The sequence below is a fragment of the Rhizobium sp. Root1203 genome (genome assembly GCF_001424945.1).
Taxonomy (GTDB): Bacteria; Pseudomonadota; Alphaproteobacteria; order Rhizobiales; family Rhizobiaceae; genus Rhizobium.
Map to the genome: position 1 here is coordinate 1,065,224 of NZ_LMCW01000012.1, position 21,496 is coordinate 1,086,719.

Consider the following 21,496-nt stretch of genomic DNA (forward strand, 5'->3'; position numbering starts at 1 on the left):
GATGCAACGTCAGGCATCGCGACGATGTAGACGAAAATCGCGCAAATAAATACTCAGAAAGATGCAAATGATGAAAAATTCATCATGACATCATGAATTCTGATGGTTCACCGCTCCGGCTGGTTCAGCGCGTGCCGACTTCACCGTGCGTACCTTCAGCAGAAACAGGATGGCGGCGACGAGAATGAAGAGAGCGGCCATCAGATAAGGCGCGCCCGCAAAAGTGACGGGCGCATCCGGACCGGTGAAATGGCCGAACAATTGCGTGAAGATAAGCGGTCCGATGATCGTCGTGATGCTGCTGAGGCTGGTCAGCGCGCCCTGCAGTTCACCCTGCGCCGAAGGCGGTACCTTTCCGGCGGCAATGCTGCGAAGCGGCGGATCCGCGACGTTTTCCATCACCGTCAGCACGATCACCGCATAGACCATCCAGCCATGCCAGGCAAAAGCATAGCCTGTCAGGCCGACGACCGAGAAGCACAAGCCGACCACGGCGGTTTTCCATTCGCCGAGAACAGGCACGATCTTCGGCAGCACGAAGGCCATGACGACGGCGGCGCCGATGCCGTAGATGCCGAGCGAAAGGCCGATTTGGCCTTCGCTCCAGCCATAACGGTATGTCGAGACGAAAGACCAGACGGCCGGATAAACCGCATGCGCCAGCCAGAAAAGGAACATGACGGCGCCGACCCAGCCGATGCCTGCATAATTGCGCATCTGCTTCAGCGCACCCAGCGGGTTGGCACGCTTCCACTCGAAGGCACGCCGGTTCTTCTCCTCCAGCGTTTCCGGCAAGAGGAAGCAGGCGGCAACGAAATTGGCGAAGGAAACCGCAGCAGCCCCATAAAACGGCACGCGAGGCCCGAATTCACCGAGAAAGCCGCCGATCACGGGCCCGATCGTAAAACCGACGCCGAAGGCAATTCCGATCAGGCCGAAGTTCTTTGCCCGGTTCTCGTCGTTGCTGATGTCGGCGATATAGGCGGAACATGTCGCAAAGCTGCCGCCGCTGAGACCGGCGAGCATGCGGCCGACGAACAGCATCCAGAAGCTTGTGGCCACCGCGCAGATGAGGTTGTCGATTGCAAACGTCAGCACGGACAGAAGCAGAATGGGGCGACGTCCGAAGCGATCGCTGAGATTGCCGAGAAACGGCGCAAACAGAAACTGCATCCCGGCATAGACCACGAGCAGCCAGCCGCCATCGAGTGCTGCATCGCTGACGGAGCCACCGGTCAGCTGCTCGAGATAGACGGGCAGCACCGGCATGATGATCGCGATGCCGATCACATCAAGAAAGAGAATCATGAAAACGAGGAAAAGGCCGCGTCGAACGAATTTGGGATCGAGCATGAGATATCTCTACAGCGTGTTGTTTCTGGAAAGACGATCTCGTCGCCGGGGATGTTACATATCCCAACCCAGCAAACGAAACAATACGTGAACATTTCAAATCTTTTGATAGGGCTACGAGTTGCGCTGATGGAATAACGGAACAAAAGGCGCACCTAACCAGTCTTCCGGTGCTCGGCCTTGACGAAATCCACGAAGGCCCGCAGCGCGGACGGCATGTGTCTGCGGCTCGCATAGTAGAGAAACGGACCCGAAAACTCCACAGCCCACTCCTCGAGAATGGGTTGCAGCGCGCCGGCCTGCATCGCCGGCAGCAACACATCCTCGAAGGTGTGGATGATGCCGAGGCCGGCAACCGCAGCGCCCACCTGCATTTCGATTGCGTTGGCGATCATTGGCCCGGTCGGCGTGATCATGAATGTCTCGTCCTCCCGGTTGAACTCCCACGACAACGCTGCTCCGCTCAGAAAGCGATGGCGGATGCAATCGTGATCGATCAATTCCTTCGGATGTCGTGGAACACCGCGACGGCCGAGGTAATCCGGAGCGGCCGCGGTTACATACCGCTGCCTGCGCGGTCCGATCGGCACCGCGATCATGTCGCGTTCCAATCGTTCGTCATAGCGGATACCGGCGTCGTAGCCTGCAGCAAGGACGTCGATGAACGTATCCTCCCCGACAATTTCCAGCGTGATCTGCGGATAAAGTTTCAGGAAGCGGCTGGCGAGGTCGGGCAGAAACAGCCGCGCCGCGATCGTCGGTACGTTGAGACGCAAAGTCCCGGACGGACCTTCCCGGAAACGATCGAGCTGCTCCAGTGCCGAGGCGACTTCTCCGAGCGCCGGCGCAAGCCGTTCCAGAAGCCGCTGCCCCGCCTCGGTCGGCGTCACGCTGCGCGTCGTGCGGTTGAGGAGCCGCACACCGAGCCGTTCCTCCAGGCGCCGCAGCGAATCGCTGAGCGACGACGCCGAAACGCCACGCTTGCGCGCTGCCGATCGAAAGCTGCGCTCCCTTGCAACGGCGGTAAAAGCATCCAGATCACTGAGAGGCAGATCGTCCATTGTCCATTATTCCGCACAGCCTGTTCGCATTAATTCGGATTATCGCACAACGCTGCTCACTGTAGAACCCAATTCGCGACGCATGGCAGCGTCCGTCAAGGAGAGCGAAATGCAGAACTATCGTTTGGGGCAGACCGGCCCCCAAGTCTCGGCCCTGGGCCTCGGTTGCATGGGGATGTCCGGAATGTACGGCCCGTCCGACCGTGCCGAGAGCATCGCGACGATCCATGCAGCCCTCGACGCCGGGATCAATCTGCTCGATACCGGCGATTTCTATGGCATGGGTCACAACGAAATGCTGATCGGCGAGGCTCTCAAGGGCCGCCGCCGCGACGATGTTGTCATCAGCGTCAAGTTCGGTGCCCTGCGCGACCCGGCAGGTGGCTGGAACGGCTTCGATTCCCGCCCTGTGGCAATCAAGAACTACCTCGCCTATACCCTGAAGCGCCTCGATGTCGAATACATCGATATCTATCGCCCTGCCCGGCTGGATCCGGACGTGCCGATCGAGGAGACGGTCGGTGCGATCGGCGACCTGATCAAAGCCGGGTACATCAGGCACATCGGGCTGTCCGAAGTCGGCGCCGAGACGATCCGGCGGGCGGCTTCCGTCCATCCGATTTGCGATCTGCAGATAGAGTATTCGCTGATTTCCCGTGGCATCGAGGACAAGATCCTGCCCGCCTGCCGCGAACTCGGCATATCCGTTACCGCCTACGGCGTTCTTTCCCGCGGGTTGATAAGCGGTCATTGGCAGAAAGGCCAGGGCAACGCCGCTGGCGACTTCCGCGGCTCCAGCCCCCGTTTTCAGGAGGGCAACGTCGACCAGAATCTCGCCCTCGTCGAAGAACTTCGCAAGATCGCCGATGAGAAGCGCGTTTCCGTCGCCCAGATTGCGATAGGCTGGGTTGCCGCCCAGGGAAAAGACATCGTGCCGCTCGTTGGAGCCCGCAGTCGCGATCGCCTGACCGAGGCATTGCTATCGCGCGCCGTCCAGCTTTCAGCCGACGACTTGGCGGCAATTGATCGTGCCGTACCCAAAGGCTCGGCTGCAGGCGGCCGCTACCCGGCGGCGATGCTCAACCACATGGATAGTGAAAAGTGAAGTGCCTGCCGGCCTCGTGAAAGCGAGGCCGGTTTTCCGGCTCAGACGGGCTCGGAGAAGGTGTCGCATGCCGACAGCTGGCCGCTGTCGAAGCCCCGCTTGAACCATTTGGCACGCTGCGCCGATGTGCCGTGATTGAAGCTTTCGGGAACGACGTAGCCCTGGCTGCGCTTCTGCAGCGTATCGTCGCCGATCTGCTGGGCGGCATTCAGCGCCTCTTCCAGATCGCCGGCTTCGAGTATGCCCTTCTGCTGGGTGAACTTGCCCCAGATACCGGCGAAGCAATCCGCCTGAAGCTCGACGCGGACGGACATCTTGTTGGCATCGGCCTCGCTCATCCGCTGACGGGCTTCGTTGAACTTCGGCAGGATGCCAAGCAGGTTCTGCACGTGATGGCCGACCTCGTGGGCAACCACGTACGCCTCGGCGAAGTCGCCGGAAGCGCCGAATTGGCGGCTGAGCTGCTGGAAGAAGGCCGTGTCGAGGTATACCTTGTGGTCGCTGGGGCAATAGAACGGCCCGGTTGCCGCTGAAGCAAAGCCGCAGGCGGACTGCGTCTGCCCGGAGAAAAGCACCATCCGCGGTTCTTCGTATTCACGACCCATGGATTTGAAAATGCCCTGCCACGTATCCTCTGTCTCGGCCAGAACGGTGCGCATGAATGCCGTCATCTCGTCGTTGGCGGGCGGCTGATCGCTTGACTGGCTTTGTTCGTAGCCCGGACCGCTGACCGATCCTCCATCGAGGACCTGCATCAGATCGATGCCCATCGCCTTGAAAATAAAGTAGATGACCACCAGAAAGATGATTGTGCCGATGCTGAGGCCGCCGCCGCGCCGGCCCATCCCGCCGCCGGTTGGAAAGCTGAAGCCCCCGCCCTGGCCCAATCCCCCCATGGAAGGATCGTTGCGGCGATCCTCGATGTTGTCGGACTGACGCCGGCCTTTCCATTCCATGATGCTCTCCCCGGCGATGCCCATGCATGCTCTTCGGATAGTTAATATATCCGCGGGCGAGACGAATTCCAGCCGTTTCATGCAACGCGCTTGCGGCGCGCCGAGTGGACGACGATCAAAGCGAGGACGAGCAGGATGAGCAGGGCGGAGAGAGCAGCCCGCCACTCGCTGCCGCCGAAGGCGACGGCGTGCATGATCCGACCCGGCACGAACGTGAAAAGGCCGGCAACGCCGATGCCGCCGAGATAGAGGCTCCTGACGATTCGCATATGCGTGCGGATATCGCCCCGCCGGGCGGCAGCGATTGCCTGCCAGCTGCCGAAGAGCGTTGCGATGGATAGAAGATGAATGGGGCTGTAGCCGTAGAACAGATCAAGCTGATGGATGAAGAAGCTCGACAACGCCGTCACCACCATAAGCGCCAACCACGATTTGCCAAGAAATCGGTGAAGAGGCGTGCCCTTCGGTCGCAGCAAGAGATACGCGCCTAACAACGCCGCCGGCGTCACAGCGGCAACATGGATTTGAACGGCAAGCGGGGCATGGAAAAGAGGCTCGAGGGTCATGACCAGGTATTCCAGTTGAACTTGCTCGTTCTTTCCGCCATGAATTCTCCTCTCTCAATTCGAATGGCGTAAAACGGCAGGATACTTCGTGGATCACACCTTCATGCAATCCACGCTTCGTGAATTGCAGGTCTTCGTCCGCTCGCCTCGCTTCTGGGCGACCTTCGCGGCCGTTGTTCTGATTTTCACGGTTACCGGTGCCTATGGCACAGCCGATAGGATGCATGCCGGGGAACGGCTGAGCTATTGGCTGATCGTGCATGCCGTTGCCTGGGGGATCGCGATCCTTTGCTCGGTCATTGCCGACGTGCTGTTGCGAGGCAGGATCGAGAACATGCTCATGCGCATGATGATCGGCTCGATCGCCTCGGCTCTTCCGATCGGCATTGCCCTCGGCGGCATCGACTTCGCCTTTACGGGCGTGTGGAGCGAAATGGACAACACCCTTCACCGCGCGCTCTTCGCCATGCCGCTTTGCGCGCTGTTCTGCCTGCTCACCTATATGGCGATGCATCAAAGGATTGCCGAAGCCGCGGCCCCGACAGCTACCCCGTCCGAATCGGCACCTGCGACCTCCATCGTCGATCGCCTCAAACCGGCGAACCGTGGCCCGCTGCTGCGACTTTCCGTTCAGGATCACTACACGGAGGTCGTGACCGGCGGCGGCCGCGAACTGGTGTTGCTGCGTTTTGCGGATGCCCTCAGGGAAGCGTGCGGGACGCCGGGGTTGCAGGTCCACCGCTCTCACTGGATCGCCGACGCCCATGTCGAAAGCGTGAGGCGCGAAAACGGCAAGCTTGTCATTTTGACGCGTGACGGCAGCCGTATCCCCGTAAGCCGCAGCTACACCGACGATGTCCGCCGCCGTTTCGGTTGAGGAAATGCGGGCAAATACCTGACGCGATTCCCCTTTCGTCTTGCTTGTGAAGCTGGCTCTCCGGTCGGACGAACCGCTTGTTCGGATCGGTTTTGCTGCATCGGCAAACGGAAAACCTTCGCGAGCAAAGGGCACCAGGCTTGCTCAGGCCTCGGCGGCGCTCATTGCACGCTTGGTCTCGGCATTCGGTGCCGGACACATCAGCCACCTGAGACCGTAATGCATCAGCGCAGTCACGATCACCGATGTGTAGCCATCGATCGCAAAGTGCCAGCCGAGATAAACCGAGCTCGCCATCACGAACGCAACATAGGCAAAGGCGACAACGCCGAGCAGGCGGGAGACCTCCGCCGCAAAAAAAGCGTTCAGAGCGATTAGCCCGACATGCACGCTCGGAAAGGCGGATATACTCGATCCGAGACCCGTTGCGCCGCTCTCGTAAAGAGACCAGAGATACCGCTGAAACAATGCCGCCTTGCTCGCCCACTCGCCGGAGGCAAGCGCGGCCAACTGATCGCCAAAGCGATCCCTGTCACCCGTGACCGCACCGTAGAAAGCCGGACCAGCAGAAATCAGGGCACCGGCAAGTATGTTTCCGCAAACGAACCAGACAAGCATGAACATGCTGACATACCGCACCCGCACGGATGCGGCGCGAGGCGAGGTCACGACGTAGAACAGCGCAATGAAGCAGACATAAAACCAAAGCACTCCATAGTTCCAGTCGACGATCTCGAATAGAATATGCCCTTTTGCAAAGACATGAAGCAGCCGCCAGGGGTCGGTTCCAAAAGCTAGCCGAGCATCGACGTCCGCCAGCAGACGATCGTAGAGGAACCCACCGCGCATCACGGGCAGCACGTTCTTGATCGAGGTGAACGTCCCCTGGAAAATCATCAGAGCCATCAAAAGCGCCATGCCCGCGATCACATGCGCAAGCCGTTGTGGCGACAGCACTCTTCGCAGCGCCAACGGTCGCTTCTGATTGAACCGAAGGATCGTCCGGAAGCAGTCGATGACGATCGCCACGATGGGCATGAACAGCAGGAACAGCAATGTCCATTGTGCGAAATAGAGCCCGTAGGCCATCGTTCGGCCATGGCCACTCGCGACCACCACCGCAAAGCCGACGATGCAATAGCTGGCAATCGCCACATACAACCAGCGGTCTGCCAACATCCGCGCCCAGACATGCGACACCAGTTCGGCCAGCCACCTCATGGCCTTCACGGCCATCCCTCGCTCTTTGAACATGACAGGTCCATCCGCTGGGGCGCGCTTGATTTCACTCATTTCAGCACCGATAACAAGCATGCTACCTATTAATATTTAATATTTCATATGTATCTATAGGCAGTACACTTTTCTCAGTTTGCGCATCCACAGCGTGCAATTCTTTCAAATGTCGAGAGACGACGCCCTTGCGCCGACTTGACGCGGCTCCTCCTTTCGATCTTCTTGAAAAACGAGGAGAATGCGGAGAAGTAGAGGCAATGAAGGCTGTACGACTGGAAGCGACGGGAGAGCTGTTCCTGCGGGATGTCGCGAAGCCGGCTCCGGGGCCGGACGAACTGCTGGTGCGGATCGAGGCTTGCGGCATCTGCGGAACGGACCGCCATCTGTTTCTCGGAGAGTTTCCATCCAAACCTCCGGTGACGCTCGGCCACGAATTCGCTGGCCTCGTCGAGGCGGTCGGATCGGGCGTCACAGATTTCCGTCCCGGCATGCGCATAACAGGCGACCCCAACATAGCCTGCGGCCGCTGCCCGGAATGCCAGCGCGGGCGCGTCAATCTCTGCCGGAATCTCCGGGCGATCGGCATCCATCGCGATGGCGGATTTGCCGAATATGTGATCGTCCCGCAAAAGCAGGCCTTCGTGCTGCCGACAGACATCGATCCCTTGCATGGCGCATTCTGCGAGCCACTCGCCTGCTGCCTGCACGGGGTCGATCTTGCCGATATCGACGCCGGATCTTCTGTCGTCGTTCTCGGCGGCGGCGTCATCGGGTTGCTCGTCGTCCAGCTCGCCCGCCTTGCCGGAGCCACTCGCGTCGTCCTCGTGACGCGAAGCGCGGAGAAGCGCCGCCTCGCCGAGAGCCTGGGCGCGACGGCAACCGTCGACGCGAACGCGGGAGACCTCGTGGAACAACTGACGGGCGCGAACGGCTTGCTGCCTGCGGGTGCCGATGTGGTGATCGAGTGCGCCGGCGTGGCTGAAACGATCGAACAGGCGCCTGCGCTTGCGCGGCGCGGCGGCACCGTGGTTATCCTTGGCGTCATGCCGCAGGGCGTGAAAGTCGGGATCGAACCCTTCGACCTGCTCTTTCGGGAGATCAAGCTCGTCAACTCCTTCCTCAACCCCTTCACGCACGGGCGCGCGGCCGACCTGATCGCGTCGGGAACCATCAGAATCGACCCCCTGATTTCCCGCCGCATCGGCCTCGCCGAGGCGTCCGAAGCTATCGGCAATCCGGCGCCTTCCGGAGAGATTCGCGCACTTGTGGTGCCGCACCTCGCATAGGCCTGAAAGAACCCTTCGATTCCTGTCGATTCCGCAAATTATGGGGTTCCGTTTGCAAATACATTTGCCTATAAGCCGCTTCTAGCCTGAAAAGACCATCACATGCGCGACCCGGCCGGTGCTTCCCACCCCTGGCCGGCTTTCTGCGCAGCTAGAAAATGGAAAAAGCCATGCCGAAGCGCCAAGACATCAAATCGATCCTCATCATCGGCGCAGGACCGATCGTCATTGGCCAGGCTTGCGAATTCGATTACTCAGGGACTCAGGCCTGCAAGGCGCTGAAGGAGGAAGGCTACCGCGTCATCCTCGTCAATTCCAACCCGGCGACGATCATGACGGACCCGGGCCTCGCCGACGCGACCTATGTGGAGCCCATTACCCCCGAAGTCGTTGCCAAGATCATCGCCAAGGAACGCCCGGACGCGCTGCTACCCACCATGGGCGGCCAGACAGCGCTGAACACGGCGCTCTCGCTGAAGCGTATGGGCGTGCTTGACCGCTACAACGTCGAGATGATCGGCGCCAAGCCGGCGGCCATCGACATGGCCGAGGACCGCGCCCTGTTCCGCGAAGCAATGTCCCGCATCGGCCTCGAAACACCACGCTCGATGCTGGCCAACGCCACCGATATCAAGGATCTGGACCGCAAGACACACGAAGCCGAGCGCAACAAGGTGAAGGAAAGCCTCTCCGGCGCGGATCTCGACAAGGCACTGGATGCTCTCGAGAACGAATGGAACCTCGGCGAGACCGACCGCAAGCAGCGCTACATCAGCCACGCCATGGCGATTGCAGCCCAGGCGATCGATGTCGTCGGCCTGCCGGCGATCATTCGCCCCTCCTTCACCATGGGCGGCACTGGCGGCGGCATTGCCTATAACCGCTCGGAATTCTTTGAAATCATCGGCGGCGGCCTCGACGCCTCCCCGACCACGGAAGTGCTGATCGAAGAATCGGTTCTCGGCTGGAAGGAATATGAGATGGAGGTCGTCCGCGACAAGGCGGACAACTGCATCATCATCTGCTCGATCGAAAACATCGACCCGATGGGCGTCCACACAGGCGATTCGATCACCGTCGCCCCGGCGCTGACGTTGACCGACAAAGAATACCAGATGATGCGCAACGCCTCGATCGCCGTCCTGCGCGAGATCGGCGTCGAGACCGGCGGCTCGAACGTGCAGTTCGCCGTCAACCCGAAGGACGGCCGCCTCGTCGTCATCGAAATGAACCCACGCGTTTCCCGCTCGTCGGCCCTGGCATCCAAGGCGACCGGCTTCCCGATCGCCAAGGTCGCAGCCAAGCTCGCCATCGGCTACACCCTGGACGAACTCGACAACGACATCACCGGCGGCGCGACGCCCGCATCCTTCGAGCCGTCCATCGACTACGTCGTCACCAAGATCCCGCGCTTTGCCTTCGAAAAGTTTCCCGGCGCATCGCCTGTTCTGACCACGGCGATGAAGTCCGTCGGCGAAGTCATGGCGATTGGCCGCACCTTCGCGGAATCGCTGCAGAAAGCGCTTCGCGGTCTCGAAACGGGCCTCACAGGTCTCGACGAAATCGAAATCCCGGGCGTCGAAGAAGGCGAAGGCAGCCAGAACGCCATCCGCGCCGCCATTGGCACGCCGACCCCGGACCGACTTCGCATGGTCGCTCAGGCGCTGCGCATGGGCATGAGCCCGGAGGAAGTGCACGAGGGCTGCAAGATCGACCCCTGGTTCATTGCCCAATTGAAGGCAATCGTCGACATGGAAGCGCGCATTCGCGAGCACGGCCTGCCGACCGATGCAACCAACCTGCGCACCCTGAAGTCCATGGGCTTCTCCGACGCCCGCCTTGCGACACTGTCAGGCAAGCGCCCGAAGGAAGTGGCGGAACTGCGCAACAGCTTGAACGTCCGCCCGGTTTTCAAGCGCATCGACACCTGCGCGGCGGAATTCGCCTCTCCGACCGCATACATGTACTCGACCTATGAAACGCCCTTCGTCGGCACCGCCCGCTCCGAAGCTGGTGTTTCCGACCGCAAGAAGGTCGTGATCCTCGGGGGTGGCCCCAACCGTATCGGCCAGGGCATCGAGTTCGACTATTGCTGCTGCCACGCCGCCTTCGCCTTGAGGGATGCAGGCTACGAAGCGATCATGATCAACTGCAACCCGGAGACGGTCTCGACCGATTACGACACGTCCGATCGGCTCTACTTCGAACCGCTGACGGCCGAAGACGTGATCGAGATCTTGCGCGCAGAGCAGGAAAAGGGCGAAGTGGTCGGCGTCATCGTGCAGTTCGGCGGCCAGACGCCGCTGAAGCTAGCCGAAGCACTCGAAAAGAACGGCATCCCGATCCTCGGCACCGCGCCTGACATGATCGATCTTGCAGAAGACCGCGACCGCTTCCAGAAGCTTCTGATGAAGCTCGACCTTAACCAGCCGAACAACGGCATTGCCTACTCCGTCGAGCAGGCCCGTCTTGTCGCGACCGAAATCGGTTTCCCGCTGGTCGTGCGCCCGTCCTACGTGCTTGGCGGTCGCGCCATGCAGATCATCCATTCGGAAAGCATGCTGCAGACCTATCTCCTCGACACCGTTCCGGAACTCGTTCCAGAAGACATCAAGCAGCGCTACCCGAACGACAAGACCGGCCAGATCAACACCCTGCTCGGCAAGAACCCCTTGCTGTTCGACAGCTACCTCAGCAACGCCATCGAAGTCGATGTCGATTGCCTTTCCGACGGCAGTGACGTCTATGTCGCCGGTATCATGGAGCATATCGAGGAAGCCGGCATTCACTCGGGCGATAGCGCCTGCTCGCTGCCGCCGCGCACCCTGTCTCCGGCGATGATCGATGAACTGGAGCGTCAGGCAAAGGCGATGGCCAAGGCGCTCAACGTCGTCGGCCTGATGAACGTGCAGTTCGCGATCAAGGATGGCACCGTCTACGTTCTCGAAGTGAACCCGCGCGCCTCGCGTACCGTACCATTCGTGGCCAAGACCATCGGTGCACCGATTGCAAAGATCGCTGCTCGCGCCATGGCCGGCGAAAAGCTCGATGCGACCTTTGCCGCCTATGGCCAGAAACCCGACCCGCGCAACCTCAAGCACATCGCAGTCAAGGAAGCCGTCTTCCCGTTCGCCCGCTTCCCCGGCGTCGACATCCTGCTCGGCCCGGAAATGCGCTCGACCGGCGAAGTCATCGGCCTCGACACGGATTTTGCCCTTGCCTTCGCCAAGGCACAGCTCGGCGCCGGCGTCGAACTGCCGCGTGACGGAACGGTCTTCGTTTCCGTGCGCGACGAGGACAAGCCCCGCGTCCTGCCGGCGATCCGCCTCCTGGTGGAACAGGGCTTCAAGGTTCTGGCGACAGGCGGCACGGCACGTTTCCTCGCTGAAAACGGCATCAGCGCCACCAAGATCAACAAGGTCCTGGAAGGTCGCCCCCACATCGAGGACGCGATCCGCAACCGCCAGGTCCAGCTCGTCATCAACACGACGGACAGCAACAAGGCGATCTCCGATTCGAAGTCGCTTCGCCGCGCAACCCTGATGCAGAAGGTGCCCTACTACACGACGATGGCCGGCGCCGAAGCCGCAGCTCAGGCGATCAAGGCGCTCAAGGCCGGCAACCTCGAAGTCCGACCGCTGCAAAGCTACTTCGCTTAGGCAGCGTCAACAACGGCACACCCATGTCCGCGCGACGCGCGTGAAACCAAGATAGGGACCCGGCGCAAGCTCGGGTCCTTATCTTTTTGGAGATTATAAACTCTTCCCGTCGCCAATGCGCGGAGCAACGGAATCACTTTCTCCAAGCACACTCATAAGCCGCTGAATCTCCATCATATCCTGCCTGAAGCGAGTCACCTCCTCTGCCTTCAGCCGCTCGTCCGGAATGCGTAGCAAATAGGATGGATGTACCGTCACGAACAGCATGCGCCCTGCCGCGAGCGGGATTGCATGGCCGCGCACATCGGAGAGCCTAAGCCTGGCGTCCGTCAGCGACGCCAGCGCAGTGGCGCCCATGGCGACGACCAGTTTCGGTTCGATGAGATCGATTTCAAGGTCGAGCCACCATCGACAATGCGCAACCTCGCCCATGTTGGGACGCTGGTGAATCCGCCGCTTGCCGCGCGGTTCGTACTTGAAGTGCTTGACCGCATTGGTGACATAGACAGCCTGCCGGTCGATGCCAGCCTCGCTGACAGCCTGATCGAAAACCTTGCCGGCGGGCCCAACAAACGGGCGTCCGGCGAGGTCCTCCTGGTCGCCGGGCTGTTCGCCCACGAACATCACCTGTGCATCCCTCGGCCCCTCGCCAAACACCGTCTGTGTCGCATTCGCGTGGAGGGAGCAGCGGGTGCAGCCGGCGGCCTCCTCGCGAAGCGCTGCAAGGGTCCCGACCGGTGCGCATGTGGCGGCGGGCAGGTTTCGCGCGGCCTCCTGCAGCCTCTCGTGAAACAGCAGCGGTTCGCTTGCCTGACGTGCAGCCATCGCCAGAACCTTGCTTTCGGCACCGGCGATGAGACCGGGAATGAGATCGGCTTCGGGCAGGTTCTTCCAATATTTCTTCGGCATCTCGCCTTGCATCGCCTTTGCCTTCAACCGCGCCGGATTGAAGATGTTGGCATAGTAAGTGCGCCACAGATGGTCCGCGGGATCCGTCAGGTCCGGCTTTTCACAGGGTTCGTTGCTCAGCGTCAGCCTCTCTCCGTCCCAGGCGGCTGAACCCTTGGGTGTCGCGATGACCCAATCCATGTCGTTGAAGCGTTTCTGGAAAAATGGCGCCTCGCGGGCGACGATGTGATGATCCGGCTCGAACCAGGCGAGAAACTTTCGCCGCCCGTTCAGCGAAATCCCGGAACCCACCTCCTTGAAACGGACAAAGGCGGTCATCTTATGGGCATCGCGCCGCACGCTTTTCTCCATCATCCGGGCGCTGGCGACATCCTCGTCCGAAACGACCTCGAGCAAAGTCCGATCAGACTGCAGGCGCCAGAGCAGACGGTAGAGCAGAAAAAAGCGCATGGGATCACTGTGACAGACGACCGCTTCAGCAAGCGCGATAAAGGCCGGCGGCACGGTTATCCGGACTTGGTCGCCGGCAGGCGGCGGCGGCAGAGCTTCCGGCGCGGCAAACAGGTCTGCCTCGCATCCCATTTTCCGCCAGTCGACATCCTCAGGCGGAACACCCGCTGCGGCAAGCGCCCGGGCGGCATCGCGCCACTCCGCAAGCTCGCCCCGCCCCTCCAGCAATACCCGTGCCATCAGAACAGCGAGAGCTGTTCTGGCTTCGGCTCGAACAGCGCGCGCAAATCCTGCCGGTCGACCAGGCGACGCGGCGACCACCCTTCCGCCAAAATAAAGGCCTGTACCTTCCGGATCGATACGCCGAGCCGCGTCAGATCCTCGATCCGCAGGCGCCGGAAACGGCGCGCCGACAGAATGGCTTTCACCGTTTTCGTCCCCAACCCCGGCACGCGCAACAGTGTCTCGCGTGGAGCGCGGTTGATGTCGACCGGAAAATCGCTGCGATTGCCGAGCGCCCAGGCAAGTTTGGGATCGAGGTCGAGATCGAGCATGCCATCCACCTGTGTCGACGTGATCTCATCGATGCCGAATCCGTAGAAACGATAGAGCCAGTCTGCCTGGTAGAGCCGATGTTCGCGCATCAGCGGCGGCTTGATGAGCGGCAGATTTCTTGACGAATCCGGAATCGGACTGAATGCTGAATAGTAGACGCGCTTCAGACCGTAGCTGCCATAGAGCCGTGCGCTGGTGCCGAGGATCGTTGCATCGTTGGCGCCGTCGGCACCGACGATCATCTGCGTGCTCTGCCCGCCCGGAACAAAACGCTTGCGCCGCTTGGTCTGCAGTGTCGGTTCAGCCGCCTCCTCGATCTTTAGCCGCAGATCGCCCATGGAGCGACGGATGCTTGCAGGCTTTTTTTCAGGTGCCAGCCGGGCAATACCGCTGTCGGTCGGCAGCTCGATGTTGAGTGACAGCCGGTCGGCATAAAGTCCTGCTTCCTCGATCAGGTGGGGCGATGCCTCGGGAATCGACTTCAGATGGATATAGCCGCGGAAATTATGCGTGGTGCGCAATTCGCGAACGACGCGAACCATCTCCTCCATCGTATGATCGGAGGAGCGGATGATGCCGGAGGACAGAAACAGGCCCTCGATATAGTTCCGCCGATAGAACTCCAGCGTCAGCCAAACCACCTCCTCGGGGGTGAAGCGCGCCCTTTCCACATTGCTGGACGAACGATTGATGCAATAGGCGCAGTCGTAGATGCAGAAATTCGTGAGAAGGATCTTGAGCAGAGATATGCACCTGCCGTCCGGTGCATACGCATGGCAGATGCCCGCCCCTTCGGTCGATCCGAGACCGCCGCTCTTCGCTGAATCGCGGTTGGCCGTGCCGCTGGAAGCACAGGATGCGTCATACTTTGCTGCATCCGAGAGGATAGCCAATCGTTCTTCGAGGGACTTCTTCATACCGATGTTCACTATATGTTCCATCGCTAAAGGTCAACCGTCTCCACCGCTGGCACATGTTTTTCAAGTTTGACGCGAATAGTCGCGCCGGGTTGCGGCCCTGCCCCATCCGAATTTTCTGGAAATCAGCGGCACCGATCTGCTATAAGCTGAACAGTTATGTTTGTTGCACGGTTCCGAGGTTCCCCTTCGGGACCTGTTTTCTTTTGTGTCGTCGGCTAAGCGGACACAAGGAGTTAAGGACAGAGAAATGGTTGATAAGGTACCGATGACGCAGGGTGGTTTCGTCAAGCTGCACGAAGAATTGCGCTGGCGTCAGCAGGAAGAACGTCCTCGGATCATCGAGGCGATTTCCGAAGCACGCGCGCATGGTGACCTTTCGGAAAATGCCGAATACCATGCCGCCAAGGAAGCCCAGAGCCACAACGAAGGCCGGATCGGCGAGTTGGAAGACCTGACGGCACGCGCCGAGGTCATCGACCTCTCCAAGATGTCCGGCGACAAGATCAAGTTCGGCGCCAAGGTGAAGCTCGTTGACGAGGACACCGACGAGGAAAAGACCTATCAGATCGTCGGCGACCAGGAAGCGGACGTGAAGGCTGGCCGAATTTCGATCTCCTCGCCGATCGCGCGCGCGCTGATCGGCAAGGAAGTCGGCGATTCGATCGAGGTGAACGCACCCGGCGGCGCCAAGGCCTACGAAGTCCTCGCCATCAGCTGGGGCTGATGGCGCGTGGGAGATCGCGGACAATCCGCTCTCGTCGATATCAGTGACGTCGAGATCATCGCGCCGAACTTCAAGAAGCGGCTCTCCGGCGTCACGTCGACGATCATTCAGCTGATCCCGGTACAGCGGGCTCTGGGTCAACGCATTGCAGCACTCGGACCGGGGTTGCCATCAGATCTTCCGCATATCGGTTTCGCTGATCTGGTGAAGCTTTGGCGCGCTCCCTCGGGAAAGCGGTTTCGCATCTGGCATGCGCGCCGCAACATCGAAATGCTGCCCGCGATCCTCATGCGTGACATCCTGCGGATGAAGCTCAAGATCGTCTTCACCTCCGCCTCCCAGCGAAAGCATTCCGGCTGGACGAAACGTCTGGTCTCCAGAATGGATGCCGTCATTGCCACCAGCGGCAAGACGGCGGCCTACCTCGAAGTGCAGAACACTGTGATCCTGCACGGGATCGATACGAACCGGTTTTCACCGCCGGCCGACAAAGCGCAGGCCAAACGTGAACGTGGCTTTGACCCTGGCAAGAAGATCGCAGGCTGCTTCGGCCGCGTTCGACATCAGAAGGGCACGGACGTCTTCGTCGACAGCATGATTCGCCTCCTGCCGGATCGCCCCGACTGGATCGCGATCGTTGCCGGCAGAGCGACTGCCCAACATCTCGAGTTTGAAAAAGGGCTGAAGGCAAAGGCGGCGGCAGCCGGCTTGTCGGACCGGATTTTGTTCGTCGGCGAACACACCGATATCAACGAATGGTACCGCGCACTCGATCTCTTTGTCGCACCGCAGCGATGGGAGGGCTTCGGCTTGACCCCGCTCGAGGCGATGGCGACAGGCGTACCGGTGGTCGCTACCGACGTCGGCGCATTTCCGGAACTCATCGCGGTCGGAGAGGCTGCGACCGGCATGCTGATTGGACGCGACGACGCAGGTGCGATGGCAGACGCGGTCGGTTCGCTCATGGACCAGGACGTGCTTCGCGCGCGCTACGCCGCTAACGCGAGGGCGCACACAACAGCGAATTTCAGCATTGAGGGTGAGGCAACGAAGTTGCGCGACATCTACGAGGGGCTCGCCTGAAAAACCTGCAAGGCAGGATCACCGGACGCGGCCGGTTCACACTTCGACCAGGCCCAGCTTCTTCACCTGTCGGATCGTCAGCATGGTGCGAACCGTATCGACATGCTCGTTCGCCGTCAGCACCTCGATCACGAAATCCTGGAAGCGCGTCAGATTCTCCGCGACGCAATGCAGCAGAAAATCGCTATCACCAGAGACCATCCAGGCCTGTCGCACCAGCGGCCACTGGCCGGTCGCCGCCGCAAAAGCCTTGAGGTTCGCCTCCGACTGATGCTTGAGTCCGACCATGCAGAAGGCCACAAGGTCGAAGCCCAGCTTGGGGCTGTTCAACATCGCATGATAGCCCTCGATGATGCCGGATTCTTCCAGCTTGCGCACGCGGCGCAGACAAGGCGGCGCTGATATCCCGACCCGGTCGGCAAGCTCCACATTCGTCATCCGACCGTCTGCCTGCAGCTCACGCAGTATCTTTATGTCGATGGCATCAAGTTCGGCGCGGACCACGCGAGTGCCTTTCTTTAAATTGCTCAAGCCAGCTTCTATATAATGCAGCGCAATACGCAAGAATGTTTCGCCGCGATGACGGAATCTTGCACAGCCCATGGGAATGCCTTGTTGGTAACGCAAGGCTGCCCTTGAATAAAAGCATTGGTCGTTCATAAATGGCGAATGGATCGCCAGACGGTCGCATTCGTCTCTTGGCCGCCGCGTCCTGATAGTTGAAAGGAAATACCATGTCCGCCCGCCACACAAAGGTGCTCATCATCGGCTCCGGCCCTGCCGGCTACACGGCTGCAGTCTATGCGGCCCGTGCAATGCTGAAGCCGGTGCTCATCGCCGGGATGGAGCAAGGCGGGCAGCTGATGATCACGACTGATGTCGAGAACTATCCGGGATTTGCCGATCCCATCCAGGGCCCGTGGCTGATGGAGCAGATGCTGCAGCAGGCCAAGCACGTCGGCGCCGAGATCGTCAACGACATCGTGACCGAGGTCGAGATGAATCAGCGTCCGTTCGTGGCGCGGACCGACAGCGGTCAGGTCTGGACTGCCGATACGCTTGTTATCGCGACGGGCGCCAAAGCCAAGTGGCTCGGCATCGAGAGCGAGCAGCATTTTCAGGGCTTCGGCGTATCCGCCTGCGCCACCTGCGACGGCTTCTTCTATCGCAACAAGGACGTGATCGTGGTCGGCGGCGGCAACAGCGCTGTCGAGGAAGCGCTTTACCTGTCGAACATCGCAAAGTCGGTAACCGTCGTGCATCGGCGCGATAGTTTCCGCTCCGAGAAGATTCTGCAGGAGCGCCTCTTCTCGAAGGAGAATATCAAGGTTTTGTGGAACACCGAAGTCGCCGAAATCACGGGTACGCCGGCAAAGCCGCCGATGCCGCCTTCCGTGACCGGCGCGCGCCTGCGCGATACGCGCACCGGCGCGATCAGCGACCTGCCGGTCCACGGCGTCTTCGTGGCAATCGGCCACGCACCGGCGACCGAGCTGTTCAAGGGCAAGCTGAAGTTGAAGGACAATGGTTATCTCTGGACGGCCCCCGATTCGACTGCGACGAGCATCGAGGGCGTCTACGCCGCAGGCGACGTGACGGACGACACGTTCCGGCAGGCGATCACCGCGGCTGGTCTGGGATGCATGGCAGCCCTTGAAGCCGAACGATATCTGACGGGCCACATGCCCGTCGCCGTGGCCGCGGAGTAAAATGGCATGAGGGGTGGGGGAATGCCATTGGATTGGGACAAGCTGCGGATTTTTCACGCAGCTGCCGAAGCGGGCTCGTTCACGCATGCGGCAGACAAGCTGCATCTGTCCCAATCCGCGATCAGCCGGCAAGTCAGCGCGCTTGAGCAGGATGTCGGCACCAAGCTCTTCCACCGCCACGCACGCGGCCTGATCCTAACGGAACAAGGCGAACTGCTGTACCGCACCGCACACGACGTGCTGCTGAAGCTCGAAACGGTGAAGATGCAGCTCACCGAAACGACGGAAACGCCGACGGGCAAGCTGCGCGTCACGACGACCGTCGGTCTCGGTCAGGGCTGGCTCACCGACAAGATCCAGGAGTTCATGCAGCTCTATCCCGATGTCCAGATTCAGCTCATCCTCGACAACGAGGAAGTGGATGTGAACATGCGCTATGCCGATTGCGCCATACGCCTGCGCCAACCGGTGCAATCGGATCTCATCCAGCGCAAGCTGTTTACCGTGCACATGCACGTCTACGCGGCCCCCTCCTATATCAACCGCCACGGCGAGCCGCAGTCGGTCGAGGATCTGGACAATCACCGGATCATCACCTTCGGCGAGCCTGCACCGAACTACCTGCTTGATGTAAACTGGCTCGAGGTCGCGGGCCGCTCGTCTGACAACAAGCGCATTCCGCACCTGCAGATCAACAGCCAGACCTCGATCAAGCGCGCATGCCTGCTCGGCATGGGTGTCGCATGCCTGCCCGACTACATCGTTGGGCGAGATCCGGGGCTCATCCAGTTGCCGATCAACGCCGACGTGCCGTCGTTCGACACGTATTTCTGCTATCCCGATGAAATGAAGAATGCCGCGAAGCTCAAGGCTTTCCGCGATTTCATCGTCAGCAAGGCGAGAAACTGGAACTTCTAGTTGTTTTTTGCCAAAAAATGCAAGCCGTGCAACTGGCGCATGTCTGACATGCACAAAAAATGGTTGCCGTTTGCCCATTAAAGCACCATATGGAAATCAGCTGATGCACACGGTGGCTTTTCCTCCCAGTTCCACCGCATTAGCTGTTCCCCTCTGGAGGTTTAGACCTTCACACCTATAAGGGCCCCGGCTTTCCGGTGGCCCTCTTTTTTTGCCTTGTTTTTTCGCATCGCAGCAGAAAATGCTGCAACGCATAGCAGGCATGCGCAAACAGCCATTGAAAAACGCCTGCCAAAGCATCATATCGCACTCAGCTGATGCACATGGCGGTTCTCTCCCAGTGCCGCCGCGTTAGCTGTTCCCCTCTGGAGGTTTATTGACCTTCACACCTTAAAGGGCCCCGGCTTTCCGGTGGCCCTCTTTTTTTGCTTAAAATTTAACCAGATGAAATCCGCAGGTTTCACTATCTCGTGACTTGAATATCGAAAACCATCAATCCATATATCGATCATAAACGATTTATAGTTCGGCTGGTAACGATGGACAAAGACGAAATCCTCAAGGCGCTGTCTCACCCCACGCGGATGGAGATCCTGAACTGGTTGAAGAATCCGGAGACGCACTTCAGCTCTCAGGAGCATCCGCTTGAAATGGGCGTATGCGCCAGCCAGTTCGAGCGCTGCGGTCTTTCGCAATCGACCGTCTCTGCACACTTGGGCACATTGAGCCGCGCCGGCCTCGTCAACACCAGGCGCGTCGGCCAGTGGATTTTCTACAAGCGCAGCGAAGAAACGATCGCCGCCTTCCTGAAACAGCTCGCTCAGGATCTCTAAAATGCCCGTCACCCCTATCGTCCTGGCCCTGATCGGCCCTGGCGCGACAGCCCTCACCTATCGCTCCGCCAAAGGCCAGGCTGCGCCTGTACCGGCCGAGTGATCTTTCCGCAGACCAAGAAAGGATTCCCATGACCAAGCTTTTCCAACCCACCGAGGCCGGCGATATCGCCCTCAGGAACCACATCGTCATGGCGCCGTTGACGCGCAATCGCTCCCCAGGCGCAATCCCGAATGACCTCAACGTCGAATATTATCGCCAGCGCGCTTCCGCGGGCCTCATCATCACCGAGGCAACGGCCATCACACAGCAGGGTCAGGGCTACGCCGACGTGCCGGGGCTCTACAGCAAGGAAGCGCTCGATGGCTGGAAGCGTGTGACCGACGCCGTCCACGCAGAAGGCGGCAAGATCGTCGTTCAGATGTGGCATGTCGGCCGCATCTCGCACAACACCCTGCAGCCGAACGGCGGCAAGCCCGTTTCCTCGACAAACACGGTTGCCAAGTCGAAGACCTATCTCGTCAACGAGGATGGTACCGGCAGCTTTGCTCCGACGTCGGAACCCCGCGCGCTTGAAGCCTCCGAAATCCCCGGCATCGTCGAGGACTACCGCAAGGCAGCACGCGCGGCGATCGACGCCGGCTTCGATGGCGTGGAAATCCATGCGGCCAATGGTTACCTGATCGACCAGTTCCTGCGCTCTGGCATCAATGACCGTACAGACCAGTATGGCGGCTCGGTCGAGAACCGCGCCCGCTTCCTGTTCGAAGTGGTCGATGTGATCACCAAGGAAATCGGCCCACGCCGCACCGGCATCCGCATCTCGCCGGTAACGCCTGCCAACGACTCATCCGATCCGGACGCCCAGCCGATCTTCACATACGTGGTGGAAGGGCTGGCAAGATACGATCTCGCTTTCATCCACGTCATCGAGGGTGCGACAGGCGGCGACCGCAATTATCAGCAGGGCGACAAGCCATTCGACTACGCAGCGCTGCGCGCGGCGTACGAAAAGACCGGTGGCAAGGCAAGCTGGATGGTCAACAACGGCTATGACCGCAACCTGGCGATCGATACCGTCGAGAGTGGACGTGCCGATCTCGTCGCGTTCGGAAAACCGTTCATCTCCAATCCGGATCTGGTCGAACGCCTGAAGGACAACGCTCCTCTGAACGACCTCGACCAGGCAACGCTCTACGGCGGCGGCCCCAAGGGATACGTGGACTACCCGGCGCTCGATACCGCCGCGTAGTTCCAACGAGACACATGCTGAAATCCCGCCACCGGCGGGATTT

18 protein-coding genes are annotated in these 21,496 nt (G+C 60.3%); 10 read left to right on the forward strand and 8 right to left on the reverse strand.

Features of this window, described 5'->3' with window-relative positions:
- Nucleotides 1-90: 90 nt before the first annotated feature.
- The gene (locus ASC97_RS15915) at nucleotides 91-1,353 is read right to left on the reverse strand and encodes a TCR/Tet family MFS transporter (protein ID WP_057469249.1); all 1,263 of its coding nucleotides are present in this window, start codon (nucleotides 1,351-1,353) and stop codon (nucleotides 91-93) included.
- Between the two features lie 155 nt (nucleotides 1,354-1,508).
- A complete protein-coding gene (locus ASC97_RS15920; RefSeq protein WP_057469250.1) occupies nucleotides 1,509-2,414 on the reverse strand; it encodes a LysR family transcriptional regulator in 906 nt (301 codons plus the stop codon).
- A gap of 109 nt (nucleotides 2,415-2,523) precedes the next feature.
- Between ASC97_RS15920 and ASC97_RS15925 the strand changes: the two genes are divergently transcribed.
- Nucleotides 2,524-3,519, forward strand: coding sequence for an aldo/keto reductase (locus tag ASC97_RS15925; protein WP_057469251.1), 996 nt, complete (start codon nucleotides 2,524-2,526; stop codon nucleotides 3,517-3,519).
- A 41-nt stretch (nucleotides 3,520-3,560) separates the two neighbouring features.
- On the opposite strand, the gene ypfJ is transcribed toward ASC97_RS15925, so the two are convergent.
- Together ypfJ and ASC97_RS15935 are read right to left on the reverse strand one after the other, a co-directional pair.
- On the reverse strand, nucleotides 3,561-4,475 hold the full coding sequence (gene ypfJ / locus ASC97_RS15930; protein WP_057469394.1) for a KPN_02809 family neutral zinc metallopeptidase: 915 nt from the start codon (nucleotides 4,473-4,475) through the stop codon (nucleotides 3,561-3,563).
- A 77-nt stretch (nucleotides 4,476-4,552) separates the two neighbouring features.
- Nucleotides 4,553-5,041: a DUF2306 domain-containing protein gene (locus tag ASC97_RS15935; protein ID WP_057469252.1), complete on the reverse strand. Its 489-nt coding sequence runs from the start codon at nucleotides 5,039-5,041 to the stop codon at nucleotides 4,553-4,555.
- A 103-nt stretch (nucleotides 5,042-5,144) separates the two neighbouring features.
- On the opposite strand from ASC97_RS15935, the gene ASC97_RS15940 reads away from it, so the two are divergent.
- Nucleotides 5,145-5,918, forward strand: a complete 774-nt coding sequence (locus ASC97_RS15940) for a LytTR family DNA-binding domain-containing protein (RefSeq protein ID WP_443216747.1) — start codon at nucleotides 5,145-5,147, stop codon at nucleotides 5,916-5,918.
- Between the two features lie 144 nt (nucleotides 5,919-6,062).
- On the opposite strand, the gene ASC97_RS15945 is transcribed toward ASC97_RS15940, so the two are convergent.
- On the reverse strand, nucleotides 6,063-7,172 hold the full coding sequence (locus ASC97_RS15945; RefSeq protein ID WP_057469395.1) for a phosphatase PAP2 family protein: 1,110 nt from the start codon (nucleotides 7,170-7,172) through the stop codon (nucleotides 6,063-6,065).
- Between the two features lie 239 nt (nucleotides 7,173-7,411).
- Here ASC97_RS15945 and ASC97_RS15950 point away from each other — a divergent pair, with 239 nt between their 5' ends.
- Both ASC97_RS15950 and carB read left to right on the forward strand, forming a co-directional pair.
- The gene (locus ASC97_RS15950; protein ID WP_057469254.1) at nucleotides 7,412-8,440 is read left to right on the forward strand and encodes a zinc-dependent alcohol dehydrogenase family protein; all 1,029 of its coding nucleotides are present in this window, start codon (nucleotides 7,412-7,414) and stop codon (nucleotides 8,438-8,440) included.
- Between the two features lie 170 nt (nucleotides 8,441-8,610).
- Nucleotides 8,611-12,099 (forward strand): carbamoyl-phosphate synthase large subunit, encoded by a 3,489-nt coding sequence (gene carB / locus ASC97_RS15955; protein WP_057469255.1) that lies wholly within the window; start codon nucleotides 8,611-8,613, stop codon nucleotides 12,097-12,099.
- A 93-nt stretch (nucleotides 12,100-12,192) separates the two neighbouring features.
- On the opposite strand, the gene ASC97_RS15960 is transcribed toward carB, so the two are convergent.
- A complete protein-coding gene (locus tag ASC97_RS15960; RefSeq protein WP_057469256.1) occupies nucleotides 12,193-13,698 on the reverse strand; it encodes a UdgX family uracil-DNA binding protein in 1,506 nt (501 codons plus the stop codon).
- Nucleotides 13,698-14,930 (reverse strand): putative DNA modification/repair radical SAM protein, encoded by a 1,233-nt coding sequence (locus ASC97_RS15965; protein WP_057469396.1) that lies wholly within the window; start codon nucleotides 14,928-14,930, stop codon nucleotides 13,698-13,700. The genes ASC97_RS15960 and ASC97_RS15965 overlap by 1 nt, the downstream gene beginning before the upstream one ends.
- Nucleotides 14,931-15,180: 250 nt before the next feature.
- Between ASC97_RS15965 and greA the strand changes: the two genes are divergently transcribed.
- Both greA and ASC97_RS15975 read left to right on the forward strand, forming a co-directional pair.
- On the forward strand, nucleotides 15,181-15,657 hold the full coding sequence (greA, locus tag ASC97_RS15970) for a transcription elongation factor GreA (RefSeq protein WP_057469257.1): 477 nt from the start codon (nucleotides 15,181-15,183) through the stop codon (nucleotides 15,655-15,657).
- 6 nt (nucleotides 15,658-15,663) lie between these two features.
- Nucleotides 15,664-16,740 (forward strand): glycosyltransferase family 4 protein, encoded by a 1,077-nt coding sequence (locus tag ASC97_RS15975; RefSeq protein WP_057469258.1) that lies wholly within the window; start codon nucleotides 15,664-15,666, stop codon nucleotides 16,738-16,740.
- 36 nt (nucleotides 16,741-16,776) lie between these two features.
- Here the strand turns inward: ASC97_RS15975 and ASC97_RS15980 are convergent, their stop codons facing one another.
- On the reverse strand, nucleotides 16,777-17,244 hold the full coding sequence (locus ASC97_RS15980) for an Lrp/AsnC family transcriptional regulator (RefSeq protein WP_037058899.1): 468 nt from the start codon (nucleotides 17,242-17,244) through the stop codon (nucleotides 16,777-16,779).
- Between the two features lie 230 nt (nucleotides 17,245-17,474).
- Here ASC97_RS15980 and trxB point away from each other — a divergent pair, with 230 nt between their 5' ends.
- The 4 genes from trxB to ASC97_RS16000 all read left to right on the forward strand — a co-directional run bounded on the left by trxB (nucleotide 17,475) and on the right by ASC97_RS16000 (nucleotide 21,453).
- Nucleotides 17,475-18,449, forward strand: a complete 975-nt coding sequence (gene trxB, locus ASC97_RS15985; protein WP_057469259.1) for a thioredoxin-disulfide reductase — start codon at nucleotides 17,475-17,477, stop codon at nucleotides 18,447-18,449.
- 21 nt (nucleotides 18,450-18,470) lie between these two features.
- Nucleotides 18,471-19,367: a LysR family transcriptional regulator VtlR gene (locus ASC97_RS15990; RefSeq protein ID WP_057469260.1), complete on the forward strand. Its 897-nt coding sequence runs from the start codon at nucleotides 18,471-18,473 to the stop codon at nucleotides 19,365-19,367.
- 539 nt (nucleotides 19,368-19,906) lie between these two features.
- Nucleotides 19,907-20,200, forward strand: coding sequence for an ArsR/SmtB family transcription factor (locus ASC97_RS15995; RefSeq protein ID WP_057469261.1), 294 nt, complete (start codon nucleotides 19,907-19,909; stop codon nucleotides 20,198-20,200).
- A gap of 131 nt (nucleotides 20,201-20,331) precedes the next feature.
- Nucleotides 20,332-21,453, forward strand: a complete 1,122-nt coding sequence (locus ASC97_RS16000) for an alkene reductase (protein WP_057469262.1) — start codon at nucleotides 20,332-20,334, stop codon at nucleotides 21,451-21,453.
- Nucleotides 21,454-21,496 lie beyond the last annotated feature (43 nt).